22 protein-coding genes are annotated in these 21,334 nt (G+C 73.1%); 9 read left to right on the forward strand and 13 right to left on the reverse strand.

Features of this window, described 5'->3' with window-relative positions; translation table 11 throughout:
* Positions 1–51 precede the first annotated feature (51 nt).
* A complete protein-coding gene (locus ACXR2U_RS07555; protein ID WP_458824352.1) occupies positions 52–687 on the reverse strand; it encodes an MOSC domain-containing protein in 636 nt (211 codons plus the stop codon).
* Between the two features lie 157 nt (positions 688–844).
* Here ACXR2U_RS07555 and ACXR2U_RS07560 point away from each other — a divergent pair, with 157 nt between their 5' ends.
* Entirely contained in the window at positions 845–1,378 is a 534-nt protein-coding gene (locus ACXR2U_RS07560; RefSeq protein ID WP_458824353.1) for a SigE family RNA polymerase sigma factor, read from the forward strand.
* A complete protein-coding gene (locus ACXR2U_RS07565; protein ID WP_458824354.1) occupies positions 1,375–2,502 on the forward strand; it encodes a hypothetical protein in 1,128 nt (375 codons plus the stop codon). Before ACXR2U_RS07560 ends, ACXR2U_RS07565 begins: the two co-directional genes overlap by 4 nt.
* A gap of 54 nt (positions 2,503–2,556) precedes the next feature.
* Here ACXR2U_RS07565 and ACXR2U_RS07570 read toward each other — a convergent pair whose 3' ends face one another.
* Entirely contained in the window at positions 2,557–4,209 is a 1,653-nt protein-coding gene (locus ACXR2U_RS07570) for a DNA repair helicase XPB (RefSeq protein WP_458824355.1), read from the reverse strand.
* A 133-nt stretch (positions 4,210–4,342) separates the two neighbouring features.
* On the opposite strand from ACXR2U_RS07570, the gene ACXR2U_RS07575 reads away from it, so the two are divergent.
* On the forward strand, positions 4,343–4,672 hold the full coding sequence (locus ACXR2U_RS07575; protein WP_458824356.1) for a DUF3817 domain-containing protein: 330 nt from the start codon (positions 4,343–4,345) through the stop codon (positions 4,670–4,672).
* A gap of 30 nt (positions 4,673–4,702) precedes the next feature.
* On the opposite strand, the gene ACXR2U_RS07580 is transcribed toward ACXR2U_RS07575, so the two are convergent.
* The 3 genes from ACXR2U_RS07580 to ACXR2U_RS07590 form a co-directional block, all read right to left on the reverse strand.
* Positions 4,703–5,881 (reverse strand): zinc-dependent alcohol dehydrogenase, encoded by a 1,179-nt coding sequence (locus tag ACXR2U_RS07580; protein ID WP_458824357.1) that lies wholly within the window; start codon positions 5,879–5,881, stop codon positions 4,703–4,705.
* A complete protein-coding gene (locus ACXR2U_RS07585; RefSeq protein ID WP_458824358.1) occupies positions 5,881–6,348 on the reverse strand; it encodes a hypothetical protein in 468 nt (155 codons plus the stop codon). Before ACXR2U_RS07585 ends, ACXR2U_RS07580 begins: the two co-directional genes overlap by 1 nt.
* 142 nt (positions 6,349–6,490) lie before the next feature.
* Positions 6,491–7,789, reverse strand: a complete 1,299-nt coding sequence (locus ACXR2U_RS07590; protein ID WP_458824359.1) for an MFS transporter — start codon at positions 7,787–7,789, stop codon at positions 6,491–6,493.
* Between the two features lie 72 nt (positions 7,790–7,861).
* Between ACXR2U_RS07590 and ACXR2U_RS07595 the strand changes: the two genes are divergently transcribed.
* Positions 7,862–8,836 carry a GlxA family transcriptional regulator gene (locus ACXR2U_RS07595; RefSeq protein ID WP_458824360.1) on the forward strand — a complete coding sequence of 325 codons (975 nt, stop codon included), beginning with the start codon at positions 7,862–7,864 and terminating at the stop codon, positions 8,834–8,836.
* A 26-nt stretch (positions 8,837–8,862) separates the two neighbouring features.
* Here the strand turns inward: ACXR2U_RS07595 and ACXR2U_RS07600 are convergent, their stop codons facing one another.
* Positions 8,863–9,456, reverse strand: coding sequence for a dihydrofolate reductase family protein (locus ACXR2U_RS07600; RefSeq protein ID WP_458824361.1), 594 nt, complete (start codon positions 9,454–9,456; stop codon positions 8,863–8,865).
* A gap of 111 nt (positions 9,457–9,567) precedes the next feature.
* Here ACXR2U_RS07600 and ACXR2U_RS07605 point away from each other — a divergent pair, with 111 nt between their 5' ends.
* Positions 9,568–9,858, forward strand: a complete 291-nt coding sequence (locus ACXR2U_RS07605; RefSeq protein WP_458824362.1) for a DUF1330 domain-containing protein — start codon at positions 9,568–9,570, stop codon at positions 9,856–9,858.
* Between the two features lie 24 nt (positions 9,859–9,882).
* Here ACXR2U_RS07605 and ACXR2U_RS07610 read toward each other — a convergent pair whose 3' ends face one another.
* Both ACXR2U_RS07610 and ACXR2U_RS07615 read right to left on the reverse strand, forming a co-directional pair.
* Positions 9,883–11,304, reverse strand: a complete 1,422-nt coding sequence (locus tag ACXR2U_RS07610) for an HNH endonuclease signature motif containing protein (RefSeq protein WP_458824363.1) — start codon at positions 11,302–11,304, stop codon at positions 9,883–9,885.
* Positions 11,305–11,667: 363 nt separating this feature from the next.
* Complete coding sequence (locus ACXR2U_RS07615) at positions 11,668–13,173, reverse strand: LLM class flavin-dependent oxidoreductase (RefSeq protein WP_458824364.1); 1,506 nt, start codon at positions 13,171–13,173, stop codon at positions 11,668–11,670.
* A gap of 63 nt (positions 13,174–13,236) precedes the next feature.
* On the opposite strand from ACXR2U_RS07615, the gene ACXR2U_RS07620 reads away from it, so the two are divergent.
* Positions 13,237–13,722 carry a MarR family winged helix-turn-helix transcriptional regulator gene (locus ACXR2U_RS07620; RefSeq protein WP_458824365.1) on the forward strand — a complete coding sequence of 162 codons (486 nt, stop codon included), beginning with the start codon at positions 13,237–13,239 and terminating at the stop codon, positions 13,720–13,722.
* Here ACXR2U_RS07620 and ACXR2U_RS07625 read toward each other — a convergent pair.
* The 3 genes from ACXR2U_RS07625 to ACXR2U_RS07635 form a co-directional block, all read right to left on the reverse strand.
* A complete protein-coding gene (locus ACXR2U_RS07625) occupies positions 13,702–16,131 on the reverse strand; it encodes a helicase-associated domain-containing protein (protein WP_458824366.1) in 2,430 nt (809 codons plus the stop codon). The genes ACXR2U_RS07620 and ACXR2U_RS07625 overlap by 21 nt on opposite strands.
* Before the next feature lie 23 nt (positions 16,132–16,154).
* Positions 16,155–16,343, reverse strand: a complete 189-nt coding sequence (locus ACXR2U_RS07630; RefSeq protein WP_458824367.1) for a hypothetical protein — start codon at positions 16,341–16,343, stop codon at positions 16,155–16,157.
* Positions 16,344–16,423: 80 nt separating this feature from the next.
* Complete coding sequence (locus ACXR2U_RS07635) at positions 16,424–16,684, reverse strand: hypothetical protein (RefSeq protein WP_458824368.1); 261 nt, start codon at positions 16,682–16,684, stop codon at positions 16,424–16,426.
* A gap of 122 nt (positions 16,685–16,806) precedes the next feature.
* Between ACXR2U_RS07635 and ACXR2U_RS07640 the strand changes: the two genes are divergently transcribed.
* On the forward strand, positions 16,807–17,202 hold the full coding sequence (locus ACXR2U_RS07640; RefSeq protein WP_458824369.1) for a cold-shock protein: 396 nt from the start codon (positions 16,807–16,809) through the stop codon (positions 17,200–17,202).
* Between the two features lie 12 nt (positions 17,203–17,214).
* On the opposite strand, the gene ACXR2U_RS07645 is transcribed toward ACXR2U_RS07640, so the two are convergent.
* A complete protein-coding gene (locus ACXR2U_RS07645; protein ID WP_458824370.1) occupies positions 17,215–17,694 on the reverse strand; it encodes a DUF2771 family protein in 480 nt (159 codons plus the stop codon).
* A gap of 5 nt (positions 17,695–17,699) precedes the next feature.
* Positions 17,700–19,217 (reverse strand): MFS transporter, encoded by a 1,518-nt coding sequence (locus ACXR2U_RS07650; protein WP_458824371.1) that lies wholly within the window; start codon positions 19,215–19,217, stop codon positions 17,700–17,702.
* An 80-nt stretch (positions 19,218–19,297) separates the two neighbouring features.
* Here ACXR2U_RS07650 and ACXR2U_RS07655 point away from each other — a divergent pair, with 80 nt between their 5' ends.
* A complete protein-coding gene (locus ACXR2U_RS07655) occupies positions 19,298–20,089 on the forward strand; it encodes a DUF3027 domain-containing protein (protein ID WP_458824372.1) in 792 nt (263 codons plus the stop codon).
* Between the two features lie 74 nt (positions 20,090–20,163).
* Positions 20,164–21,285, forward strand: a complete 1,122-nt coding sequence (locus ACXR2U_RS07660; protein ID WP_458824373.1) for an LmeA family phospholipid-binding protein — start codon at positions 20,164–20,166, stop codon at positions 21,283–21,285.
* Positions 21,286–21,334: the final 49 nt, after the last annotated feature.

Consider the following 21,334-nt stretch of genomic DNA (forward strand, 5'->3'; position numbering starts at 1 on the left):
TTCCGGGTTCTGTGCGGGTCCGGTGTGCTCCCTTCCCGGCGAGAAGCTCGGTCAGGCCGCGTCGAGCCGGCGGCGCAACGCCTCGACCGCGGCCGGGGCCAACCCAGCTGAAGCGAGCACGGCGGGGACGGCTCCGAGGTCGTGACGGTCGACGTCGAGGACCCGACTCGCCTCGGCCACGGTGACGGCCGCGTCGTCACGCTCGACCAGCAGCACGTCCGCCCCGGCCGCGAGGTCGCCGGGCTCGAGCACCCGGAGCAACCACCCCACCCGGCCCGCGCGCGCCAGGGCGAGGTCCAGCTTCGGGCGCCCGTACCGCACGGCGATCTTCCGGCAGGGCGACCGGGGCTGGCTGACCTGCACGAGCACCCCGGACGTGCCCTCGACCGCGATCCGGAACACGTCGCCGATCCGCACCTCGGTCTCGAGCAGGCCGCGGGTGGTGAGGTTCTCACCGAACGCCGCGGCGTCCGGCACGTCGAGCCCGTCCGCCTGCAGCGCCAGCAGGTGCTCGCTCGCGTACACGCACAGCGCCATGTCCGGGCCGCCGTGGTGGCGGTAGACGTGGGCGTCGCCGGGCAGCCCGAGCGGCCCGACCGGCACCGGACCGGTCAGCGGCGTCTTGAGGAAGGCCGACCGCATCGCCCGCCCCCGGTCGTCGAGGTGGCCGACCCCGCCGGCGCTCACAGCGAGGATTCGACCGCGCGGGACGGGTGGAGCGCTCGCCGACGACACCGTGCGAGGGTAGGTCGGCGGCCGAGACCGGATCGTGACCGAGCGCAGGACAACCTCCGGCGGCCCGGCGCGACCCTTCGACGTGACCGTTCCGGTGGAGGGACACCCCGTGGAAGCGTGGCGTGAGTCGTCGCCCCCGTCGCCCGTGCCTGTGGCACGGGTCGACGTGCAGGCGCTGTACCTGCAGCACTGGCGTGGCCTGGTCCGCCTGGCCGTGCTGCTGGTCGACGACCTGCCCAGCGCGGAGGACGTCGTGCAGGAGGCGTTCATCGGCTTGCACCGTCAGGCGGCGTCGCTGCGTGACCCCGAGGCCGCTCTAGCCTACGTGCGGTCGGCCGTGGTGAACCGCTCACGGTCGACCATCCGGCGGCGGCAGGTCAGCCGCCGCCACCAGTACCTCTCCGAACCCGAGCCGGCACCGGGCGCCGACCGGCACCTGGAGCTCGCGGAGGACCAGCAGGCGGCGCTCGCCGCCGTCCGCCGACTCCCGGGGCGGCAACGGGAGGTCCTGATGCTGCGGTACTGGTCGGACCTGTCGGAGGCCGAGATCGCCGCGGCCCTCGGCATCTCGGCGGGAACGGTGAAGTCGTCGGCCAGCCGGGCCATGGCCAGTCTGCGCGAGACCCTGGGGGCGAACCGATGAGCAGCAACCACGTCGACGACCGCGACGCCGAACTCGAATCGCTGCTGCGTGCAACATTCGCAGGTGAGGCCCGCCGCCAGGTGCCCGACGCCCGCTCCGTCCCGCCGTTCCCGCAGACCGAGCGGCTGGCCACTGTGCACCCGCTGCGTCGGAAGTGGACCGGGGTGGTGCTGGTGGCTGCCGCGCTGGTCGGCATCGTCGTCGCCGGCACGCTCATCGGCCGCGAGGCCATGGACGCCCGGCCCTCGCCGAGCACTCCTGCCGGCACGAGCGTCGCGCCCACGCCGACGGTCACCACGACGGGCTCGGCCACGTCCAGCCCGACGGCGGCCACGTCGACGACGTCCGTACCGGCTACGAAGCAGGTGACGGTGCTGGGCGTCACGCTGTCGGTGCCGACCTCGTGGAGCGTCGGCGCGAACCCCGGCGGCGTTGCGGACTCCGGGTGCCTCGTGGCCCCCGGCAACACGTGCGCCCTCGACGTGTCGGTGGGGGCCTCGACGAAGGGTGGGCCGGTCGACCCCGACCTCCCGTGGGTGACCGGCGAGAAGTGGCTGTGTCCCGAGGGACCGGAGCGTCTGACGCAGCGGACGACCACTGCCGACGAGTTCCTCGCCCACGGTGTGACCGTGGAACACCGGGTGTTCACCGCCGCCTGCGTCGACGGCTCGTTCGAGCAGTGGACGATCGCTACCGCCCCGCTCGTGGTCTTCGTGGCGCAAGGATCCGATCCGACAGTCCACGCCCGCGCCGCCCAGGTGGTGCACTCCGCGCTGGTGGGAGCACGCTCACCGTTGCGGTTGGGCGACCACGGCCGCGTGGTGGCGGCGTCGGCGACCACGCTGCGGCTCGATCGCGTCGACCACCTGTTCCAGGCGGGCAGCGCGTCGTTCGCCGAACGGGACATCAACCCGGCGACGTACGACTACCCGTTGGCGGGGGCCCAGATCGAGTGTCTGGACTGCGCGGCGGCGGGACCGCTCGTGTTCGGTGCGGAGGACCTCGCGGCTGTGCTCGCGGGTCAGACCGTCGGGGACATCCCGCCACTGGACACCGACCACGCCGTGATCGTGACGGACGGCTACCGCGTGATCAGCGTGACCTTCGTGCAGAAGCGTTCCTGACCGGACTGGCCGCGTTCACGTGAACGCGGCCGGCGGGGTCCGGGTCCCGCCCGCTCAGGTCAGCGGGCGGAGCAGGTCGTCGGCGTCGACGATCGTGTAGGCGTAGCCCTGCTCGGCGAGGAAGCGCTGGCGGTGGGCGGCGTACTCGGAGTCCAGGGTGTCGCGGGCGACCACGGTGTAGAAGTGCGCCTGCCGCTTGTCGGCCTTGGGACGCAGCACCCGACCGAGCCGCTGGGCCTCCTCCTGGCGTGACCCGAAGGTGCCCGACATCTGCACCGCGACCGCGGCCTCGGGCAGGTCGATGGAGAAGTTCGCGACCTTGCTGACCACCAGCACCCGGCTCTTGCCCTCGCGGAACTCCTGGTAGAGCCGCTCACGCTCCTTGTTCGGGGTCGAGCCCTGGATGATCGGCGCGCCGTCGAGCGCGGCCGAGGCGTCCTCGAGTTGGTCGAGGTAGGCGCCGATGACCAGCACCTGGTCGTCGGGGTGGTTGTCGACGATCTGCTTGATCACCGGCAGCTTGGTGTGCGCCGTGGCCGCGAGTTTGTACCGCTCGTCGGGCTCGGCGGTGGCGTAGGCCATCCGCTCGGCGTCGGTGAGGGTCACCCGCACCTCGGTGCAGTCGGCCGGGGCGATCCAACCCTGGTTCTCCACGTCCTTCCACGGCGCGTCGAACCGCTTGGGGCCGATGAGCGAGAACACGTCGCCCTCGCGGCCGTCCTCCCGGATGAGGGTGGCGGTGAGCCCGAGGCGGCGGCGCGACTGCAGGTCGGCGGTGAGCCGGAAGATCGGCGCCGGGAGCAGGTGGACCTCGTCGTAGATGATGAGGCCCCAGTCGCGGGCGTCGAACAGCTCCAGGTGGCGGTACTCGCCCTTCCGGCGGGTGGTCATCACCTGGTAGGTGGCGATGGTGACCGGCCGGATCTCCTTCTTCTCCCCGGAGTACTCGCCGATCTCGTCCTCGGTGAGCGACGTGCGGGCGAGCAGCTCGCGCTTCCACTGCCGACCGGAGACGGTGTTGGTGACGAGGATCAGCGTCGTGGCCTTGGCCTGCGCCATCGCCGCGGCGCCGACGAGGGTCTTGCCCGCACCACACGGCAGCACGACGACACCCGAGCCGCCCGCCCAGAACGAGTCCGTGGCCTGCTGCTGGTAGTCCCGCAGCACCCAGCCCTCCTGGTCGAGGTCGATCTGGTGGGCCTCGCCGTCGACGTAGCCCGCGAGGTCCTCGGCGGGCCAGCCGATCTTGAGCAGCGACTGCTTGAGCCGGCCGCGCTCGGACGGGTGCACGAGCACGGTGTCGTCGTCGACCCGCTCGCCCAGCAGCGGCTGGATCTTCTTCTGCCGCATGACCTCCTCGAGCACCGCGCGGTCGAGCGCGACGAGGACCAGCCCGTGGGTGGGGTGCTTGGTCAGCTGCAGCCGGCCGTAGCGGTCCATGGTGTCGGCGACGTCGACCAGCAGCGCGTGCGGGACGGCGTAGCGCGACCAGCGGACCAGGGCGTCGACGACCTGTTCGGCGTCGTGCCCCGCGGCCCGGGCGTTCCACAGGCCGAGCGGGGTGAGGCGGTAGGTGTGGACGTGCTCGGGCGAGCGCTCCAGCTCGGCGAACGGGGCGATCGACGCGCGCGCGGCGGCGGCATCGGGGTGGTCGACCTCGAGCAGGAGGGTCTTGTCCGACTGGACGATCAGCGGGCCGTCAGGCATCCCACCATTGTGCCGTGACCCCCTGACACTTCCGCCCGGGTGCGCGACGAGCGGAACCGGGAAGGCGCGATCCACGTCACCTCACCGGACGTGCAGCCCGGGTCGCACAGCCGGATCCGGTTCCATCGGACGGGTGACCGCCACCGCGACCACCCGCCCCTCCGCCCTGTTCACGACCTTCCGCTGGGTCGCGGTCGTCGAGGCCTGCTCGTGGCTCGCTCTGATCGTCGCGACGCTGGTCAAGTACACGACCGACCCGCAGATGGAGGGCGGCGTGGAGGTGCTCGGCCCGGTCCACGGCGGCCTGTTCACCCTCTACGTCGTCCTGGCCCTGGTCGTGGCGTGGAAGCTGCGGTGGAGCTTCCGGACCCTGGTCGTCGTCCTCGTCGACTCGGTGCTCCCGGCGGGCGGGTTCCTCGTCGCCCGCCGGGACGACCTGCGTCGGGGCCGCATCCGGGTCTGACGCGCGTCCGGCCGACGACCCCGGTCGTGCCTACTGCCCGGGCTGGAACACCGCCCGCACGCAGCCGTCGGTCTTGTCCTTGAACATCGCGTACCCCTCCGGCCCCTGTGACAGCGGCATGACGTGGGTCGCGAGGTGCGAGGTCGACAGCTCGCCCCGTCCCAGGAGGTCGAGGATCTCCGGGATGTAGCGGCGGCCGTGCTGCTGGGCGCCGCGGAACGTCAGGCCCTTGTTCATCACCGCACCGAGCGGGAACTTGTCGACCAGACCCCCGAACACGCCGAGCACGAACACCCCGCCGCCCTTGCGGCACGCGTGCACGGCCTGCCGCAGCGCGGTCGGCCGGTCGGTCTGCAGGCGCAGTTGCTGCTTGACCTGGTCGTACACGCCCATGACCCCGCTGCCGGGGTGGGCCTCCATGCCGACGGCCTCGATGCAGACGTCCGGGCCGCGACCACCGGTGGTGGCGCGCAGGGTCGCCGAGACGTCGACGTCCTCGAAGTTCAGCGTCTCGACGCCGATGTGCCGGTTCGCCTGTTCGAGCCGTTCGGGCAACCGGTCGATGACGATGACCTCGCCCGCGCCACGGGTGAGGGCGGCGGCCGCGGCCATCTGCCCGACCCCGCCGGCCCCCCACACCGCGACGACGTCGCCGGGCGCGATGCCGATCGAGTCCGCGCCGGTCCAGCCGGTGGCGGCGGCGTCGGAGGCGAACAGCGCGCTCATGTCGTCGACGCCGTCGGGCACGGTGAAGGCGCCCTGGTCGGCGAACGGCACCCGCACGTACTCGGCGTGGCTGCCGGCGAACCCGCCGAGGGCGTGGGAGTAGCCGAAGCACCCACCGGGGGCGAAACCCCAGAGCGCTTCGGTGATGGCGGGATCCGGGTTGCCGTTGTCGCAGAGCGAGAACAGTTCCTGACGGCAGTACCAGCAGTTGCCGCAGGCGATGAACGAGCAGACGACGACCCGGTCGCCCACCCGGTGCTTGCGCACCCCGGGTCCGACCTCGACGACCTCGCCCATGAACTCGTGGCCCAGCACGTCACCCGCGCGCATCGCGGGGATGTAACCGCCGAGCAGGTGCAGGTCGGAGCCGCACGTCGTCGTCAGCGACACCTTCACGATGACGTCGCCGTCGTTGAGGATCGTCGGGTCGTCGACGTTCTCGACCGCCAGCTCGTTCACGCCGTTCCAGACGAGGGCCTGCATCACAACACCCCCTGCTCGGCGCCGTGGGCCTGCGCTTCGTCCAGCGCCTTGCCCGCGGGTGAGTTCGTCCGTGCGCCGTGGGGTTGCGGGTCGACCTTCATGACCTGCCCGGTCTCGAGGAGTTGCTTGCTGTGCCGCAAGGCGAGGCGCAGCGACGTCTGCAGCTCGGCGAGGTCTCCGGCCGCCTGGTCGCCGTCGGTGATGACGCGCGCCGCGATCTCGGTGCCCTTGTCGCCCGGTGCCGGGGTGACGTCGACCTGGATCCGGTCCTGCAGCTCGGCGAGCGGGGCGGGCAGGCCGCCGGCCAGCACGGTGTCGCGGTCGGCGAGGACGGTGACGGCGAGCCACTCGCCCGGGTCGGCGCCCGGTGCGACGTGCGACAGGCGCTGCCGCACGCCGCGCACCAGCTGACCGACGCCGGACCTGACTCCCTGGACGACCGATGACGGGGACGACGGTTGTTCCACGATGGCGAGCCTCTCGGGCTTCGGTGCCCGCGCGGGACGTACCGATCGCGCGGGCGGTGAGTCGCCGGGCTGCTTCCGGCCTCCTCGAGGCCTTACCCGGGTGGCGGGGGGCCTGTCCCGCGGGCCGTCCCGGGCCGAGGGGTCACATCGTCGCGGGGACCGCCGCGAAGCGCCGCCGCAGCGCGGCGCGGCCACCCGCCGCGAGACACAACGCGGCGGCGACAACGCACAGAGCACTGGCCAGGTAGAAGGCCGGGTCGTACGTACCGAACGTGTCACGGATCCAACCCGCTCCGCTGGCTGCCGTGGCGGCGCCGAGTTGGTGGGCGGCGAACACCCAGCCGAACACGATGGGTGCGCGTTCGCCGAAGTACTCGCGGCACAGTGCAACGGTCGGCGGGACCGTGGCGACCCAGTCCAGGCCGTAGAACAGGATGAAGACCCAGGTGCCGGGGGCGGTGTGGGGGGAGAGCAGCGACGGCAGGGCGGCCAGTGCCAACCCGCGGCCGACGTAGTAGACGAGCAACAGCAGGCGGGGATCGACGCGGTCGGTGAACCACCCCGAGGCGATCGTCCCGGCGACGTCGAAGATCCCGACCAGTGCGAGCAGTGACGCCGCGGTGGTCACGGGCATGCCGTGGTCGCCCGCGGCCGGGATGAAGTGCGTGCCGATGAGGCCGTTCGTCGTGGCGCCGCAGATGGCGAAACTGCTGGCCAGCAGCCAGAAGACGGGTTTGCGGGCGGCGTCGACGAGCGACCGCAGGGCGACCCCGGCACTGCTGCCGACCCGCACGGCCGGCGACGGCCCGGGCTCGGTGTCGGTGGCGCCGTAGGCGCGCAACCCCATGCGGTGCGGGTGGTCGCGCATGAGGACCAGCACGAGCGGCACCACGGCGAGCGCCGCACCGGCGACCACGAGCGAGGCGGTCCGCCACCCCTGGTGCTCGGTGAGGCTCGCGATCACCGGGAGGAACACCAACTGCCCGGTGGCGTTGGCCGCGGTGAGCACGCCGCTCACCAGCCCGCGGCGCGCGACGAACCACCGGGTGGTCACGGTGGCCACGAACGCCATCGACATCGCGCCGGTGCCGGCGCCGACCAGCACGCCCCAGCAGAGGATCAGGTCGAACGGCATGCGGGCGAACACGGCGAGGCCGCTGCCGGCGGACACCAGCACCAGCGCGACGGTGACGACCGGACGGATCCCGAAGCGGTCCATGAGGGCCGCGGCGAACGGCGACATCAACCCGAACAGCGTCATGTTGACGGCCATGGCCGAGCCGACGGTCGCGTGGGACCAGCCGAACTCGGCGTGCAGCGGGTCCATCATGACGCTGGGTACGGACCGGAAGCCGGCCGCGCCGAGCATGGTCACGAAGGTGACGGCGGCGATGAGCCAGGCGTAGTGGGGCCGGCGGCGGGTGGACGTGGACGTGCTCACGGTCGACGAGCCTGCCGCTCCGGAGGCAGTCCGGCCAGTGGCACAGATGCCGATGTGTGCAAGGATCGTGCCATGTCGCGTCGTCACCGGGTGGCCGTCCTGCTCCTGCCGCCCGTCGTCGGGTTCGACGCCACCATCCCGGCGCAGATGTTCGGGTCCGCGGTCGACGACGAGGGCCGCCCGCTCTACGACGTGCGGATGGTGGGCCTCGACACCGGCCCGGTGACCAGCACCGAGGGCTACGCGATCGTGCCGCAGGCGGGTCCGGACGAGCTGACCCGTGCCGACACCGTCATCGTGCCCGGCACCCGCTACCCGGCCGCCCGCCGCGACGGTGTCGCGACGCCGGAACTGCGGGACGCGTTCGGCCGGATCCGCCCCGGGACACGGGTGGTGTCGATCTGCACGGGCGCGTTCGCGCTGGCGTCGCTCGGGGTGTTCGACGGCCGTCGCGCCACCACCCACTGGGGGTACGCGGACGACTTCCGCCGGCTCTACCCCCGCGTCGACCTCGACGTCGACGTGCTGTTCACCGAGGACGGCGACCTGCTCAGCTCGGCCGGGGTGGCCGCGGGCATCGACGTGTGCCTGCACCTGATCCGCGCCGACCACGGGGTGGCCGTCGCCAACCGGGCCGCCCGGCAGTGCGTCGTGCCGCCGTGGCGTGAAGGCGGCCAGGCCCAGTTCATCGACCGGCCGGTCCCCGCCGCGGCCGCCGAGTCGACCTCGGCCGCGCGGGAGTTCGCGTTGAGCCGACTCGGCGAACCGCTCGACGTCGCCGGGCTCGCCGCGGTCGCGAACATGAGCCTGCGGACGTTCAACCGCCGCTTCCGCGAGGAGACCGGCCGCTCGCCGGGCGCGTGGATCGTCGAGCAGCGGGTGGCCCACGCGCGGCACCTGCTCGAGGTCACCGACGAGCCGGTCGACGTCGTCGCCCGCCGCGCCGGGCTCGGCACCGGAGCGAGCCTGCGCCAGCACTTCCGCACCGTCGTCGGGCTGTCGCCCGCGGCCTACCGCCGCACGTTCCGGGGCCAGCCGGTCGGGTAGACGATCGTTGCAGTGTGCGCCGGCCGTCAGTGCAGCGTCGGCCGGTAGACCAGTTCCAGCGTGTTGCCGTCGAGCGTGTGCTGCTCGAGCAGTTCGAGGTCGAAGTCCTCGGCGCCGGCGAACACCGGGTCGGAGCCGTTGCGGCCGGTGACGACCGGGAAGACGGTGACCGACAGCCGGTCGACCAGACCGGCCGCGAGAAGCGCCCGGTTCATCGACAGGCTCCCGTGCGAACGCAGCGGGACGTCGGACTCCTGCTTGAGTCGGCGGACGACCTCGACCGCGTCCCCGGGCTCGATGGTGACCTCGCCCGCTCCCGATCCGGGGCCGGCCACCGGGGAGGTCAGGGTCGAGGAGATGACGGTGGTCGGCAGCGCGAAGAACCGCGTGACCCACGGGTCCTGCACGCCGGACGTCTCGTCGCTGGCCGCGAGCATCTCGTGGAACTGGCGGTAGGTGGTGCCGCCGAGCACCAGGCGCTGGTCGGCCTCGAAGATCCGCAGGCGGTGCTCGAGCAGTTCCGGGCCCTGCTTGCCCCAGTAGCCGGACCAGTCGCCTCCCGAGGCCGATCCGAACCCGTCGAGGGTGCTGAAGACGTCGAACGTGTAGGTGGCGGTCATGGCTGCTCCTCGTCCCGCGGCGGCCCCGTCGGCCGCCTCACACCACTACCACGAACGGGAGCGACCAGATCCGACATGGAGCGGCATCAACGGGTGCGGTACGAAGAACCCATGCCTGCCTACTGGATCAGTGAGTACGTCGAGATCACCGACGAGGCCAAGCTCGCGGCGTACGCCGCGCTCGCCGGCCCGGCGCTGGAGGGGGCCGGCGGCCGCTTCATCGCCCGTGGCATGCCTGCCCACACCTTCGAGGCGGGTCAGGCCACCCGCACGGTGATCATCGAGTTCGAGTCGGTCGAGGCCGCGGTGGCCGCCCACGACGGCCCGGCCTACGCCGAGGCGCTCGCCGCCCTCGACGGCGGTGCCGTGCGCGACCTACGGATCGTGCCCGGGGTGGGGTGAGGAAACGGTCGACCGCTGTGACGATCAAACTGTTGCGTTGCGCAACGATGTCTGGGTGGGGTCGACCTCGGGTGGTGGTGTCCACCACGGGACGCCGTCTTCCATGTGGCAGGCCCATCCCCACCGTTGGAAGTTCCGATGGTGGTGTCCGCACAACAGGGTGAGGTTGTCGATCTCGGTTTCGCCGTCGAACAGCCAGTCCAGGACGTGATGTCGTTGGCACCACTGCGGTGGTATCCGGCAGCCGGGGAAGCTGCAGTGAACGTCGCGGGCAATCAATGCTTTGGTCTGGCCGGCGCTGGCCAGGCGTTTCGTTCGGCCGTGGGACAGGACGCCGCCGGCGTCGTTGAGGACGACGGGGATGATCTCGGCTTCGGCGGCCAGGTTCAGCAGTTCCGTCACGGACATGTCGCCACCGTGGGAGGTGTGGACGCGTCCGGTCCGGGTCTCGAGGTCCTTGACGGTCATGGTGACGACGAGGGTGGTGGGGACGCCGCCGGAGTCGGGCAGGGTGCCGGAGCGCAGGAACCGGTCGCACAGTTCTTCCAGGGCGTCGTGCAGGCGGACGTCCGCGGCGCGGGTGTCGGGGCCGTGGCCGTCGTCCGGTCGGGGTGCCGCGAGGGGGCTCAGGACGGTCTGGAGTTTCGCGAACAGCCCAGCGGTCAGGTCGCCGCGGGCGGTGCACGCGCCGTCGTCGTGCTGGGTGAGCCGCAGGGACCGGCGGCGGCGCTGGGCTTCGTCGCGGGGTGTCGGTCCGTCCTGGTCGAGCCGGTCGCGGATGTCTCGCCCGAGTGCGGCGACGTCGGTGGCGTCGTAGACGCGGGCGACCTTCAGCAGGGCCTGCTCGGCCGCGTCGACCACCTCGACCGGGAGTCCGACGGGGAGGGCGGTCAGGGCGCGGTCGATGGTGTGGGCGTGGTCGGCGGTGATGAGCCCGGCGGTCTGAGCGGCGGCGACGTGCGGCCGCAACGGCGGGAGGGGTTCGCCGGTGAGGGTGACCCGTGGGGCGCAGCCGTTAGCGGTGCGCACGCGTCGTTTGGCTTCGGCGGGCCGGATCCGCAGCGCGCCGGCGAGCCAGGCGGCGGTGGAGCGGGCGCCGGTGCGTTCGATGGTGTCGGGCCGCCGTTCGATCTCCGCGATCAACGCCTGGTCACACGAGGCGATGACGTTGACGGCGGCCTGCAGTTCATGGACCGCACCGAGGACCTCGTGCCCCTCCGCGTCGCGCACCGCGGCAGGGATCAACACGGCCAGCTTGTCGACCTGAGCGCGCAGGGCCGCGATCTGGTCGAGCATCGACAGCGGCTTGCTGCCGTCAGCTTCGACGGCGTCCATCGCGGCCAGGATCGCCTGCGCCTGGTCGGAGAGCACGAATCCGTCGTCGGTCTCGAGGAAGACCGGCTCGCACGGCACCCACTCGTCGAGGGTCGCCATTGATTCGTGCACGTGTTCGAGTCTACCACTTGAAGCAGAAACGTCAATGATTCGCTGGTGATTCTTCGGAGCCGACAACCCGCGGGAGGTCCGGGTGAGCCCCACGCTGCCAGCGACCCGCTGAACGCCGGGTCGCGCCGGGGTCCCGCTCCGCGGTACAGCAACCGATGGCTGACCGCGTGAGAGGGACCCGGAGATGCCGACCAAGAACCCCCGCTCGCCCGCGCCGACGACGTCGACGACGGTCGCGATCCACGGCACGGCGCCGGAGACTGCGCCGCCCGACCGGGTGGTCGTGGTGCGCGTACGCCCTCGGGGAGGTCGAAGAAGGAGCCGGGCGGGCGATCACCGCCTCGCGGTGCGAGACGGCAGCGGTTAGAACATCCCGAGCCGCGCGAGGGGCTCGACCAGTTCGCGCTCCTCGTACGACAGATGACTCAGCAGCGTGTCCGACAGCAGGTCGAGCGCGTCGCGGAGCGCGGGGATGCCGTCGGGCTGGGAGACCAGCGCGACCAACGCCTGGTCGAGGCCCTCGAGCACGTCGTGGATCACGACGTGTTCCTGCTGCAGGCGCGTGGTCACCGGCGCGAGCCGGGGGTCACCCTGTGCGAGGCGGGGCAGCATGGCCTGGTCCTCCAACGAGTGGTGCATGGTGACCAACCGGCAGTAGGACTCGCAGTAGGTGCCGAGCGTCCAGTTGTTCTGCCGCATCGTCATGGCGTTGATCTGCGAACGGGCCGCACCGATCGGGAGTTCGCCGTCCGCGACCTGGTCGACGAGGTCGTACAGCTGGGCCAGTTCCGAGCGCAGGTGGTCGTGCACGTCGACCAACTGCTGCGCCGAGGCGAGGTCGTGCGCGGTGTACGTGCGGTCCGGGTCGGGAGCAGGACCGGTCGGCCGCTGCGACTCGTCCCACGGCCGCACGCTGCTGCGTCGGGTGCCGTCGTCGGGAGTCGGTGTCACCGCGAAACCCCCGCGTGCGACGACGGTTTCGCGGCGCGGCGCCTCGGGCACCGGCGTCGACACCACGGCGGCGCCGGACCGGCCTGCGGCCACCAGCTCCCGGACGGTGGTCGCGGTCTCGCCCGCGAAGCGGCGGATCGCGTCGGGGTCGTCGGTGCCGAGGATGTAGGTGCTGAAGCCGTGTTCGAGCGTCCACCGCGCCAGGTCGGCGGGGTCGACGTCGCCGGTGACGTTGAGCAGCCGGCGGATGGCGCCGGGTTCGCGACCGGCGGCCCGGGCGGCGTCGTCGATCGTCGCGTTCGACGCCGCGAAATCCGCCGGGTCGAGGTAGCCGAGCGAGGGCAGCCAGCCGTCGGCGACCCGTCCGGTGAGCGCGAGCATCTTCGGCTTGTAGGCGCCGAACCAGATCTCGACCGGGTGCGCGGGCGCGGGGCCGCGCTTCGCGCCGAGCACCCGGTGGAACTCGCCGTCGACCCGCACGCCGCCACGCTCGCCGGTGTCCCACGCCTGGCGGAGGACCTGCACGGCTTCGTCCAGCGCCCGGACGGCCTCGCCGGCCGTCAGCCGCTTGCCGCCCATCGCCACGATCGGGTCCCAGAACGCACCCGCGCCCAGGCCGAGTTCCACCCGGCCGTCGGACAGCAGGTCGAGGCTCGCGACGCTGCGCGCCAGGACGGCCGGTGGGCGCAGCGGAAGGTTGACGACGTTGGGCGCGACGGTGATCCGTTCGGTGCTCGCGGCGACGACGGAGAGCAGCGTCCAGGTCTCGAGGAACGCCGGTTGGTACGGGTGGTCCTGGAAGGTGACGAGATCGAGGCCGACCTGCTCCGCGAGCTGGGCGCGCGCGACCACGCCGTGCGGGTCCGCGGCGGCGGGAGTGAGGAAGGCACCGAAGTGCAGGGTGTGGCCGTGGTCCATCAGGGTCTCCGGGTCGCTCGAGAAGGTTGATGCGTCAACCTCAGACACCGTAGCCTGTGTTCCGTGACCCGTCGACGAACGCTGGCGCCGGCCGAGGAGCGGGCCTGGGAGACCTTCCGGCGCATGTCCGCGCACCTCGACGCCGAACTCGCCCACCGGCTGCAGGGCGACGGCATGTCCGAGGCCGACCGGGCGGTGCTCTGCGCGCTGGAGGCCGCGCCCGGTGGGGTCCTGCGCTCGCGCGAGCTGCGGTGCGCCCTGTTCTGGGAGAAGAGCCGGCTCGCGCACCAGGTGCGCCGCATGGAGGCGCGCGGCCTGGTGACCCGGGGAGCCTGCGAGAGCGACGCCCGGGCGTCCGAGGTGCGCCTCACCGAGACCGGCCGCGGCGCGATCGCCACGGCGTCGCCGGACTACCTGCGCAACCTGCGCGCGCTGTTCTTCGACGCCCTGGACGCCGATCAGCTCGCCGCCCTCACCGCCATCGGCGAGCAGGTCCTCGCCCACCTCCAGCAGGTGGGAACGGCTGACTCAGTCGCCGGATTCGAGTAACCGGGCCGTCACGATGCGGTGGAGTTGGTACACCTCGAGCTGGTCCTGCGCGCCGTAGCCGCGGACCTGCCCGCCGGCCATCGAGATCGGCGAGATGGTGCGGGCCATGGTGGCGCCGTTGTCGTCGACGTAACCCAGCCACAGCTCCGACGAGGTCTGGATCGCGGTGCGGATGGTCTCCAGCATCGCGGCCGAGGTCACGCCCGGCACCGACGGAACCGTTGCTTCGTGCACCGCTCGCAACGACGCCAGCTCCTCACCCGTTCGCATCCGGCGCACGATGTCGGCCAGCTGACCGTCGCCGAGCGTGGACGATCGAACCGGCCGGGCCGCTCGACGGGCCGGCGCCCGCGGCGGCTCGTCGTCGAGCGAGAGCACCGTGCCGGCAGGGGATTCCGCGGCGGGCGCGAACCCACCCTGCCGCAACGCCTCCAACAGCTTGGCCGGGCTGACGTTGCAGATGGCAACGGTCGGGGCGAGTCGTCGCAGGCCGAGCGGAGCGGTCGCCGGGTCGCCGAGCACGCGGCTGAGCAACTCCTCGTCGTCGCAACGCAGGTACGCCGTGGCGGCACCGGCCCGCAACGCGCCGTACCGGCGGCCGAGGTCGTCGATCTGGTACTGCAGCGCCTGCGGGATCGGGGTGACCGACGTCGTGGTGAAGAAGTCGAGGAGGTCGGCACCGCTGCGCCCGGCGTCGAACGCCCGGCGCAACGAGGTCTCCGACACCCGGTACACCGCCGCCCCGCCCGACGACTCGAGGTCGGCCACCAGGGTGAGCTCGCGGGCGAGTTCCGGGACCGGCTGACCCGGCACCACGATCGTGAGGTCGGGCTGCACCAGCACGGTGTCGACCGGCTCGGGCAGGGCGTCGTCGAGCCGGGCCTCGACCTCGCCCCACGTGCCGGTCTGGTCGGCGCGCAGGCCCGACGCCGCCAACGCCGCCCGGCCGTACGAGGTGAGCCCGCCGGCGGCCGTCAGCCCGAGCACGGCGGCCTCGCGCAGGATCGCGGCGGCCGCCTCCCGCGCCTGGCCCGCCTGCCGCGGCGCGTTCCACGCCAGCCGCGCCATCACGTCGTCCTCGGATCGGGCGGCGCTGCCGGCGGGGAGCGTGGCGAGCACGCCCAGGACGTCGGCGCGCAGGTTCGGCACCGTTCCGCGTTCGACGTCGAACCCCAGCGCCGTGACGACCTTGTCGCGGCCGTCGCGTCGGCCGACCAGGTCGGGTTGGCGGGTCATGGTGAGCCACGCGCGGGCGAGCTCGGTCCAGCGCACCGACGGGTCGCGGCGGGTCCAGGTGTCGAAGGCCGAGGTGGGAAGGAAGGTCGGGTCGATGCCCGTGGTCGGGCCGACCAGCCCCGCGGTCGCGGCGACCTCGACCAGCAGCGCGGCGTCGGCCTCGGAGATCGCCAGCGACTTCGCGGTGCGCCGCAGTTCGCGCACCCCCAGACCGCCCGATCGCAGGACCGGTGCGGGCGTGGTGGTCCACTCGGTGGCCAGCGCGTCGACCCACCGCAGCACCTCCAGCACGGCGGTGGTGCCGGCGTCGTCGAGGTCGACCGGCCGGTCGGGCGCGGCGACGACGATCGGCGGTGGTTCGGGGGTGGCCGCGGCCGGGACGGGCGTGGTCCGGATCGCGACCGCGACCTCGTGGGGGAGTTCGACCGTGCGTTCGTCGACCGGGCCGAGCAACCCGTGCTCGAGCAGCCACGCGAGGTCGGGATCGGTGTCGTAGCCGGGCAGGCCGTCGAGCCCACGGTGCAGCCGCAGCGCGCCCGCGGCGACGGTGGCGAGCGGGGCGGACGACAGCCGCTGCAGCACGGCCCGGGCGTCCGGTGGGGCGTCCTCGAGGATGGCCTCGAGCTGGTCGGGGTCGCCGAGCACCCCGGCGATGAGTTGCGCCGCACGGGGCTGACGCACGTCGGGCAGGTCGAGGGTGCGCAGCACCGGTGAGACCTGCGCGTCGGAGGCGTTGGAGAACACGTGCAGGGCACCCCGACCGAACCCCGAACGGCGGCCGCCGAGGGCCGCGGCGACCGGACCGACCGGCAGCAGGTCCCCGGTGTTCGGGTCGTCCCGGACCAGCGCCAGGGTCATGAGGTCGGCGATGCGGTCGCGGAGCACGCCGGGATCGACGTCGGGCATCCGCGCGGCGATCTCGGCCGCGGTGCCGTCACCGTCGTCGTGGGCTGTGACGACCACCCCGAGCAGACGCAGCGCGAACGCGTCGAGCCGGTCGACCGCCCGCTGCACCGACGACCGCACCACGGCCCGCGCGGCCAGGGTCGCGAGGTCACCCGGTGCGGGCAGCGCGAGATCGGGGCGGCGGCGGAGCAACGCCGCGAGAGCGGTGTCGTCGCGCGTGGCGAGCCACTCGCGAAGCGACGGGGTGTCGGAGTCGGCGCGCCGCATGGGCGCGCCCGGTGCTGCGGTCGTCACTCCCCCGCGAGGTTCGGGCGCTCCCGCCGGCCGGGGTGTACGTACCCGGTCGCGGCGACCGGCAGCGGGAACTCGATGTCACCGAACGGCGAGGACGAACCCGCGGTGGGCGAGACCAGCTCGGAGACGTCGAAGTCGTCGCCCTGCTCGTCCTCGGGACGGCGGGCGGTCGGCGTGTCGGGCACGGCGGGGCTCCTCGGTGGTCGCGCGGGCGGGCTCAGCGGTCGAACGCTCAAGTGTGCCACGCCGGGGAGACGCGCTGATGTCAGCCGCGGCCGCGGTCCTCGAGCGCGCGCAGGGCGTCCTTCTGCTCGCGGCGGCCCTGGGCGAGCGCGGACCACACCGCGACGACCAGCCCCAGGGGCAGCAGCAGGCAGGCGAGGTTGAGCCAGAGCGGCCGGTCGTCGGCGCCGAAGAAGAACGGCAGGACGTCGACGAGCACGAACAGCACGCCGAGCGCGATGAGGCCGACGCCGATCCGCACGCCGAGGCGCGGGCGGTCGGGCCGGGTCGCGTCCTGAACCAACGGAATTCCGTCCTGGGAGAAGTCGGGTGAAGCGGGTCCCTCGCTCCGACTACCCTAGGCGGTTCCCTGGCCGCTGCCGCACCGTCGCGCACCGGCCTCCCACGTGTTCGAGGAGTAGCAAGGTGCCCACCGGCAAGGTCAAGTGGTTCAACGCCGAGAAGGGTTTCGGCTTCCTCGCGGACGACGAGGGCGAGGACGTCTTCGTGCACAAGGACGCCCTGGAGGGCGGCCTCACCGAGCTCAAGCCGGGCCAGCGCGTCGACTTCGGCATCGTCTCCGGGCGCAAGGGCAACCAGGCGCTCGCGGTCAAGGTGCTGGACCCGCTGCCGTCGGTCGCGCAGTCGATCGCCCGGGCCAACCGCAAGGACGCCGACGAGATGGCCCCGATCGTCGAGGACGTCATCAAGCTGCTCGACAAGACCAGCAACAGCCTGCGCCGTGGTCGCTACCCCGACCGCGCCGAGGGTCAGAAGGTCGCGCAGGTCCTGCGGTTCGTCGCGGACAACCTCGACGCCTGAGCAGGTGTCGGGTCAGGCCCCGATGCTCACCGTCAGGTTCCAGGTGCCGGTGGGAACCTCGCTGCCGCTGCGGTACTCCGAGACGGTGAGCAGGTAGCTGCCGGACGACTGGGCGGGGACCTCGACCGCGACGTGGTGGTTGTCGACCACCGCGGCCGAGCCCGCACCCTCGATGGCGGTGAGCGTGCCGTCGTCGCCGACGTTGCTGGCCTTCACGATCCAGGCGTTGTCGGCGACGGTGCGCGGGACGCTGATGTTGATGACCCCGCCCGCGACGGTGCGCAGCGTCCGCTGGGCGGCGCCGGCGTCGTGGCAGGTGTCGTCGGCGAGCTCGAAGCAGTAGCGGTTCGGCTCGACCAGCACGCTGCGGGAACCGGACTGGAACGTCACCTCGGGCAACGGTTTGTCGCAGGCGACGAGCGTGGCCGCGCCGGCGCCGGCGACGGCCACCAGTGCGGCGCGCCGGACGAGACGGCGGGAGACGGGCGGCACGCGCGTCACGCTACCCGGCCCCCCTGGGGCCGCCCCGGGCTCGTGATCGACCTCGCCTGCGTGCGGGCGCGCACCACGACGGCGACCACGACGGCCGCGAGGACCACGCCCACGACGGTGAACCCGATCCAGCCGGTGCCGCTCGGGAGCAGCAACGCGATGGTCCCGCCGACCACCCACGACAGCTGCAGGAACGACTCCGACCGGCCGAAGGCGCTGGCCCGGAACGTCTCGACGACGTCGCGTTGTACGAGCGAGTCCAGGGCGATCTTGGCCAGCGCCGCACCGGTCGAGGCGACGAGGATGACGACCACGGCCGTCACGGGCGAGAAGAAGACCGCACCCGCGATGACGACGAGGGCGGCGACGCCGGCCACGCCGACCACCAACCGCTCCGGTCGGGGCGGGTGGACGCGGGCGCCGAGCACGTTGCCGAGGAAGTTGCCCGCGCCCGCGCCGACCACGACGCCGCCGAGCTCGAGCGCCGCCTGCGCCCCGTGCGCGGTGGTCTGCACGTAGAAGGCGAGGTACAGCGTGAGGAAACCCGTGAGGAACCGCAGCCCGCACGTCGCCTGCATCGCGATGGTCAACGCCGCGGAGAACCCACGCCCGGCCCAGGCGGCGAGCCGCTGGTTCCACGGCGGGCGCGGACCGCGCTGCGCGCGCGGCACCCGCTCGGCGCGGGGCGGCCGGATCGAGGAGACGGCGTCGACCTGGCGCGGCAACCGCAACGCGTAGTAGGCGCAGGCGCCGAACGCGAGCGCCGTGATCACCAGCGCGGCCTGGTACGAACCGGTGACCTTGATGACCGCGCCGACCAGACCACCGCCGACCAGGCTCGCGCCGAGCGCGAACAGCGAGAGTCTCGAGTTGGCCTCGACGAGCGTCATCCCGGCGGGGACCAGACGCGGCGCTGCGGCCGCGCGCACCACCGAGTAGGCCTTCGACAGCACCAGTGAACCCAGCGCGCACGGGAACAGCACCAGCAGGTTGGTGAAGTGGGTGGCCATGATCAACGCCAGCACCGCGCGACCGACACCGGTGGCCGCCATGGCGATGCGCCGGCCGTGCTGCAGCCGGTCCATGGCCGGGCCGATGACCGGGGCGATGAGCGCGAACGGCGCCATCGTCACCAGCAGGTACTCCAGGACGTTGCCGCGTTGGGCGTCGGCCGAGGCGCCGAAGAACACGGTGCCGGCGAGGGCCACCGTGATCATGGCGTCGGCGCCGAACGAGAGCACCTGGTTCCAGATCAACGCGGTGAGCCCGGACTCGCGCGCGCCGCGCGGCGCACTCGCGGTGATGAGCTTCGAGGCGACGTAGGAGATGCCCCGGGCCCCGCCGCGGGCTGCTCCCTTGCCGGCCGCCGCGGCGCCCCGTCCGGCGCGCCGCAGGTTCTCGTGCTGGGGCGGCGGACCGCCCGGGTGGGGCACCTGACCGTGGCCGGGCGGCGGGGGAGGTGGGGCCGGCGGCGGTGGCGGCGCGGCCGGATGCCACGACGCGTGAGGATCCGGCGCGGCCACGGGCCCATCCTGCCGCAGCGAAGCGGCCGTCGAACGCCCCGACGCGGCGGTCCGCACGCCCGTGACGGCAGAATGGCGGTGTGCCGAGCCCGTCGCCGTCCCGTTCCGCCAGCCGTGCCCCGCGTGTCGACGCCGCTCTGGCCGCCGCGGTCGAGCTCGCCCGCGAGGCCGCGGTCGAGACCGGAGGCGAATCGGTCGGCGAGCACCTCGGTGTCCGCGCCGAGGGGGAGCGGCTCGCGACCCACGCGTTCGCGGCCGACCTGCCGGGCTACCGGGGGTGGCACTGGTCGGTGACGCTCGCGCGGGCGCCCCGCGCCAAGGTCGTCACCGTCGACGAGGTCGTGCTGTTGCCGGGCGACGGCGCCGTCCTCGCGCCGGCGTGGGTGCCGTGGTCCGAGCGTGTGCAGGCGGGCGACCTTCGCCCCGGAGACCTGCTGCCCGCCGCTCCCGACGACCCCCGGCTGGTCCCGGCGTACGCCGAGGAGACCGGGCTGAACCGCCCCGAACCCGAGATCGCGCAGGAGCGCGAGGTCGCCTGGGAACTGGGCCTCGGCCGCGCCCGGGTGCTGTCGCGCTTCGGCCGCGAGGACGCCGCCGCCCGCTGGGCCGACGGCGACGGCGGTCCGGACACCCCGATGGCCAAGCAGGCACCGGGGCCGTGCGGGACCTGCGGCTTCTACCTACCGCTGTCCGGGTCGCTCGCGGTGATGGTCGGCGTGTGCGGCAACGAGGTCACCGACACCGACGGCCGGGTCGTCACCGCCGACCACGGCTGCGGCGCCCACTCCGAGGCGGCGGCCGCGGCGGAGGACCTCGCCCACCAGGCGGAGGTCGTGGCGGTCGTGTTCGACGACGGCGAGGTCATGGTCTGACCGCGCGGTAGGTGCCCCTGAAGTCTGCCCGCGCGGACGTTCTCCGGGGGGCCCCGGGCCAGTAGTCTGCCGCGGTGACCGCACCGGTGCTGCGTGTCGTCACCCCGACCTCCCCCACCCCGGGCGGCGCGGAACGACTGCTCACTCCCTCCCGCGCCTGGACCGTCGGGCGCGCCCCCGACGCCGACGTCGTCGTCGACGACGGCCTGGTCTCCCGCCACCACCTCGTCCTCGAACCCGCCGGCCCCGGCTGGACGGTCCGTGACGTCAGCTCCAACGGCAGCTGGCTGAACGGCGGCCGCATCCCACCCGCCGGGTACGGCGTGCCGCCGGGCGCCACGGCCGTCGTCCACCTCGGCGCACCGACCGGTCCGGCCATCACCCTCGGCGGTGCACCCGGGGGCTTCCCGGGCGACCGCACCGCCGGCCCGGCGTTCACCCCGGCCCGGCCGGCGCGCCGCCGTCGCCGGGGACTCCGCGGGCTCGTCATCGCGCTCGTCGTGCTGGCCGTGCTGCTGGTCGTCGGCGACCGGGTCGCCGCGGCGGTCGCCGGGGACCAGGCGGTGAAGCAGATCGTGCAGCAGAGCCAGGGGCTGACCTCCGAGCCGTCGGTCTCGTTCCGCGGCTTCCCGTTCCTCACCCAGGTCGCCAGCGGGACCTACTCCGACATCCGCGTACGGGTCAGGGACATCGCCGCGCCCGACGCCCCGCGCATCGCCTCGATCGAGGCCGACCTGCGCGGCGCGCACGTGCCGTTGTCGTCGGTGCTGGACAACACGCTGTCCTCGGTCCCCGTCGACCGGGTCGACGCCACCGTGCGGCTCGGCTTCGACGACCTCAACGCCTACCTCGCGGACCAGGTCGGCGGGTTGGTGCTGAAGCCGACGGGCAACGGCGCGATCGCGGTGTCCGGCACGGTCGACCTCGACGGCAGCACGGTGTCGATCACCGGCACGGCCACGGTCGGTGCCCGGGACGGCGGACTGCTCGTGACCCCTGGCGACGTGCAGGTCCAGGGCGGGGACCTCGGCCCGCTCGCCGACCTCGCCAGTGGCCTGGGCTCGCTGCTGCCGCCGATCCCCGTCCCGCTCGACGGTCTCCCGTTCGACCTCGCCGTCACCTCCGTCGACGTCGACGCGGACGGCATCACCGGCTCGGCGCAGGCGCGCGGCGTGACCCTGGAGGTGCCGCAGTGAGCGGAGACGGCGCGGCCGTGCGGGTGCGGGTGCTGTCGCTCGGCTGGGA

It is taken from the genome of Jatrophihabitans sp. YIM 134969 (assembly GCF_054456675.1).

Coding starts and splice junctions, on each gene's coding strand:
- ACXR2U_RS07565 (WP_458824354.1), top strand. CDS start 1,375: ATGAGCAGCAACCACGTCGACGACCGCGACGCCGAACTCGAATCGCTG.
- ACXR2U_RS07570 (WP_458824355.1), bottom strand. CDS start 4,209: ATGCCTGACGGCCCGCTGATCGTCCAGTCGGACAAGACCCTCCTGCTC.
- ACXR2U_RS07580 (WP_458824357.1), bottom strand. CDS start 5,881: ATGCAGGCCCTCGTCTGGAACGGCGTGAACGAGCTGGCGGTCGAGAAC.
- ACXR2U_RS07595 (WP_458824360.1), top strand. CDS start 7,862: ATGTCGCGTCGTCACCGGGTGGCCGTCCTGCTCCTGCCGCCCGTCGTC.
- ACXR2U_RS07600 (WP_458824361.1), bottom strand. CDS start 9,456: ATGACCGCCACCTACACGTTCGACGTCTTCAGCACCCTCGACGGGTTC.
- ACXR2U_RS07605 (WP_458824362.1), top strand. CDS start 9,568: ATGCCTGCCTACTGGATCAGTGAGTACGTCGAGATCACCGACGAGGCC.
- ACXR2U_RS07615 (WP_458824364.1), bottom strand. CDS start 13,173: ATGGACCACGGCCACACCCTGCACTTCGGTGCCTTCCTCACTCCCGCC.
- ACXR2U_RS07625 (WP_458824366.1), bottom strand. CDS start 16,131: ATGCGGCGCGCCGACTCCGACACCCCGTCGCTTCGCGAGTGGCTCGCC.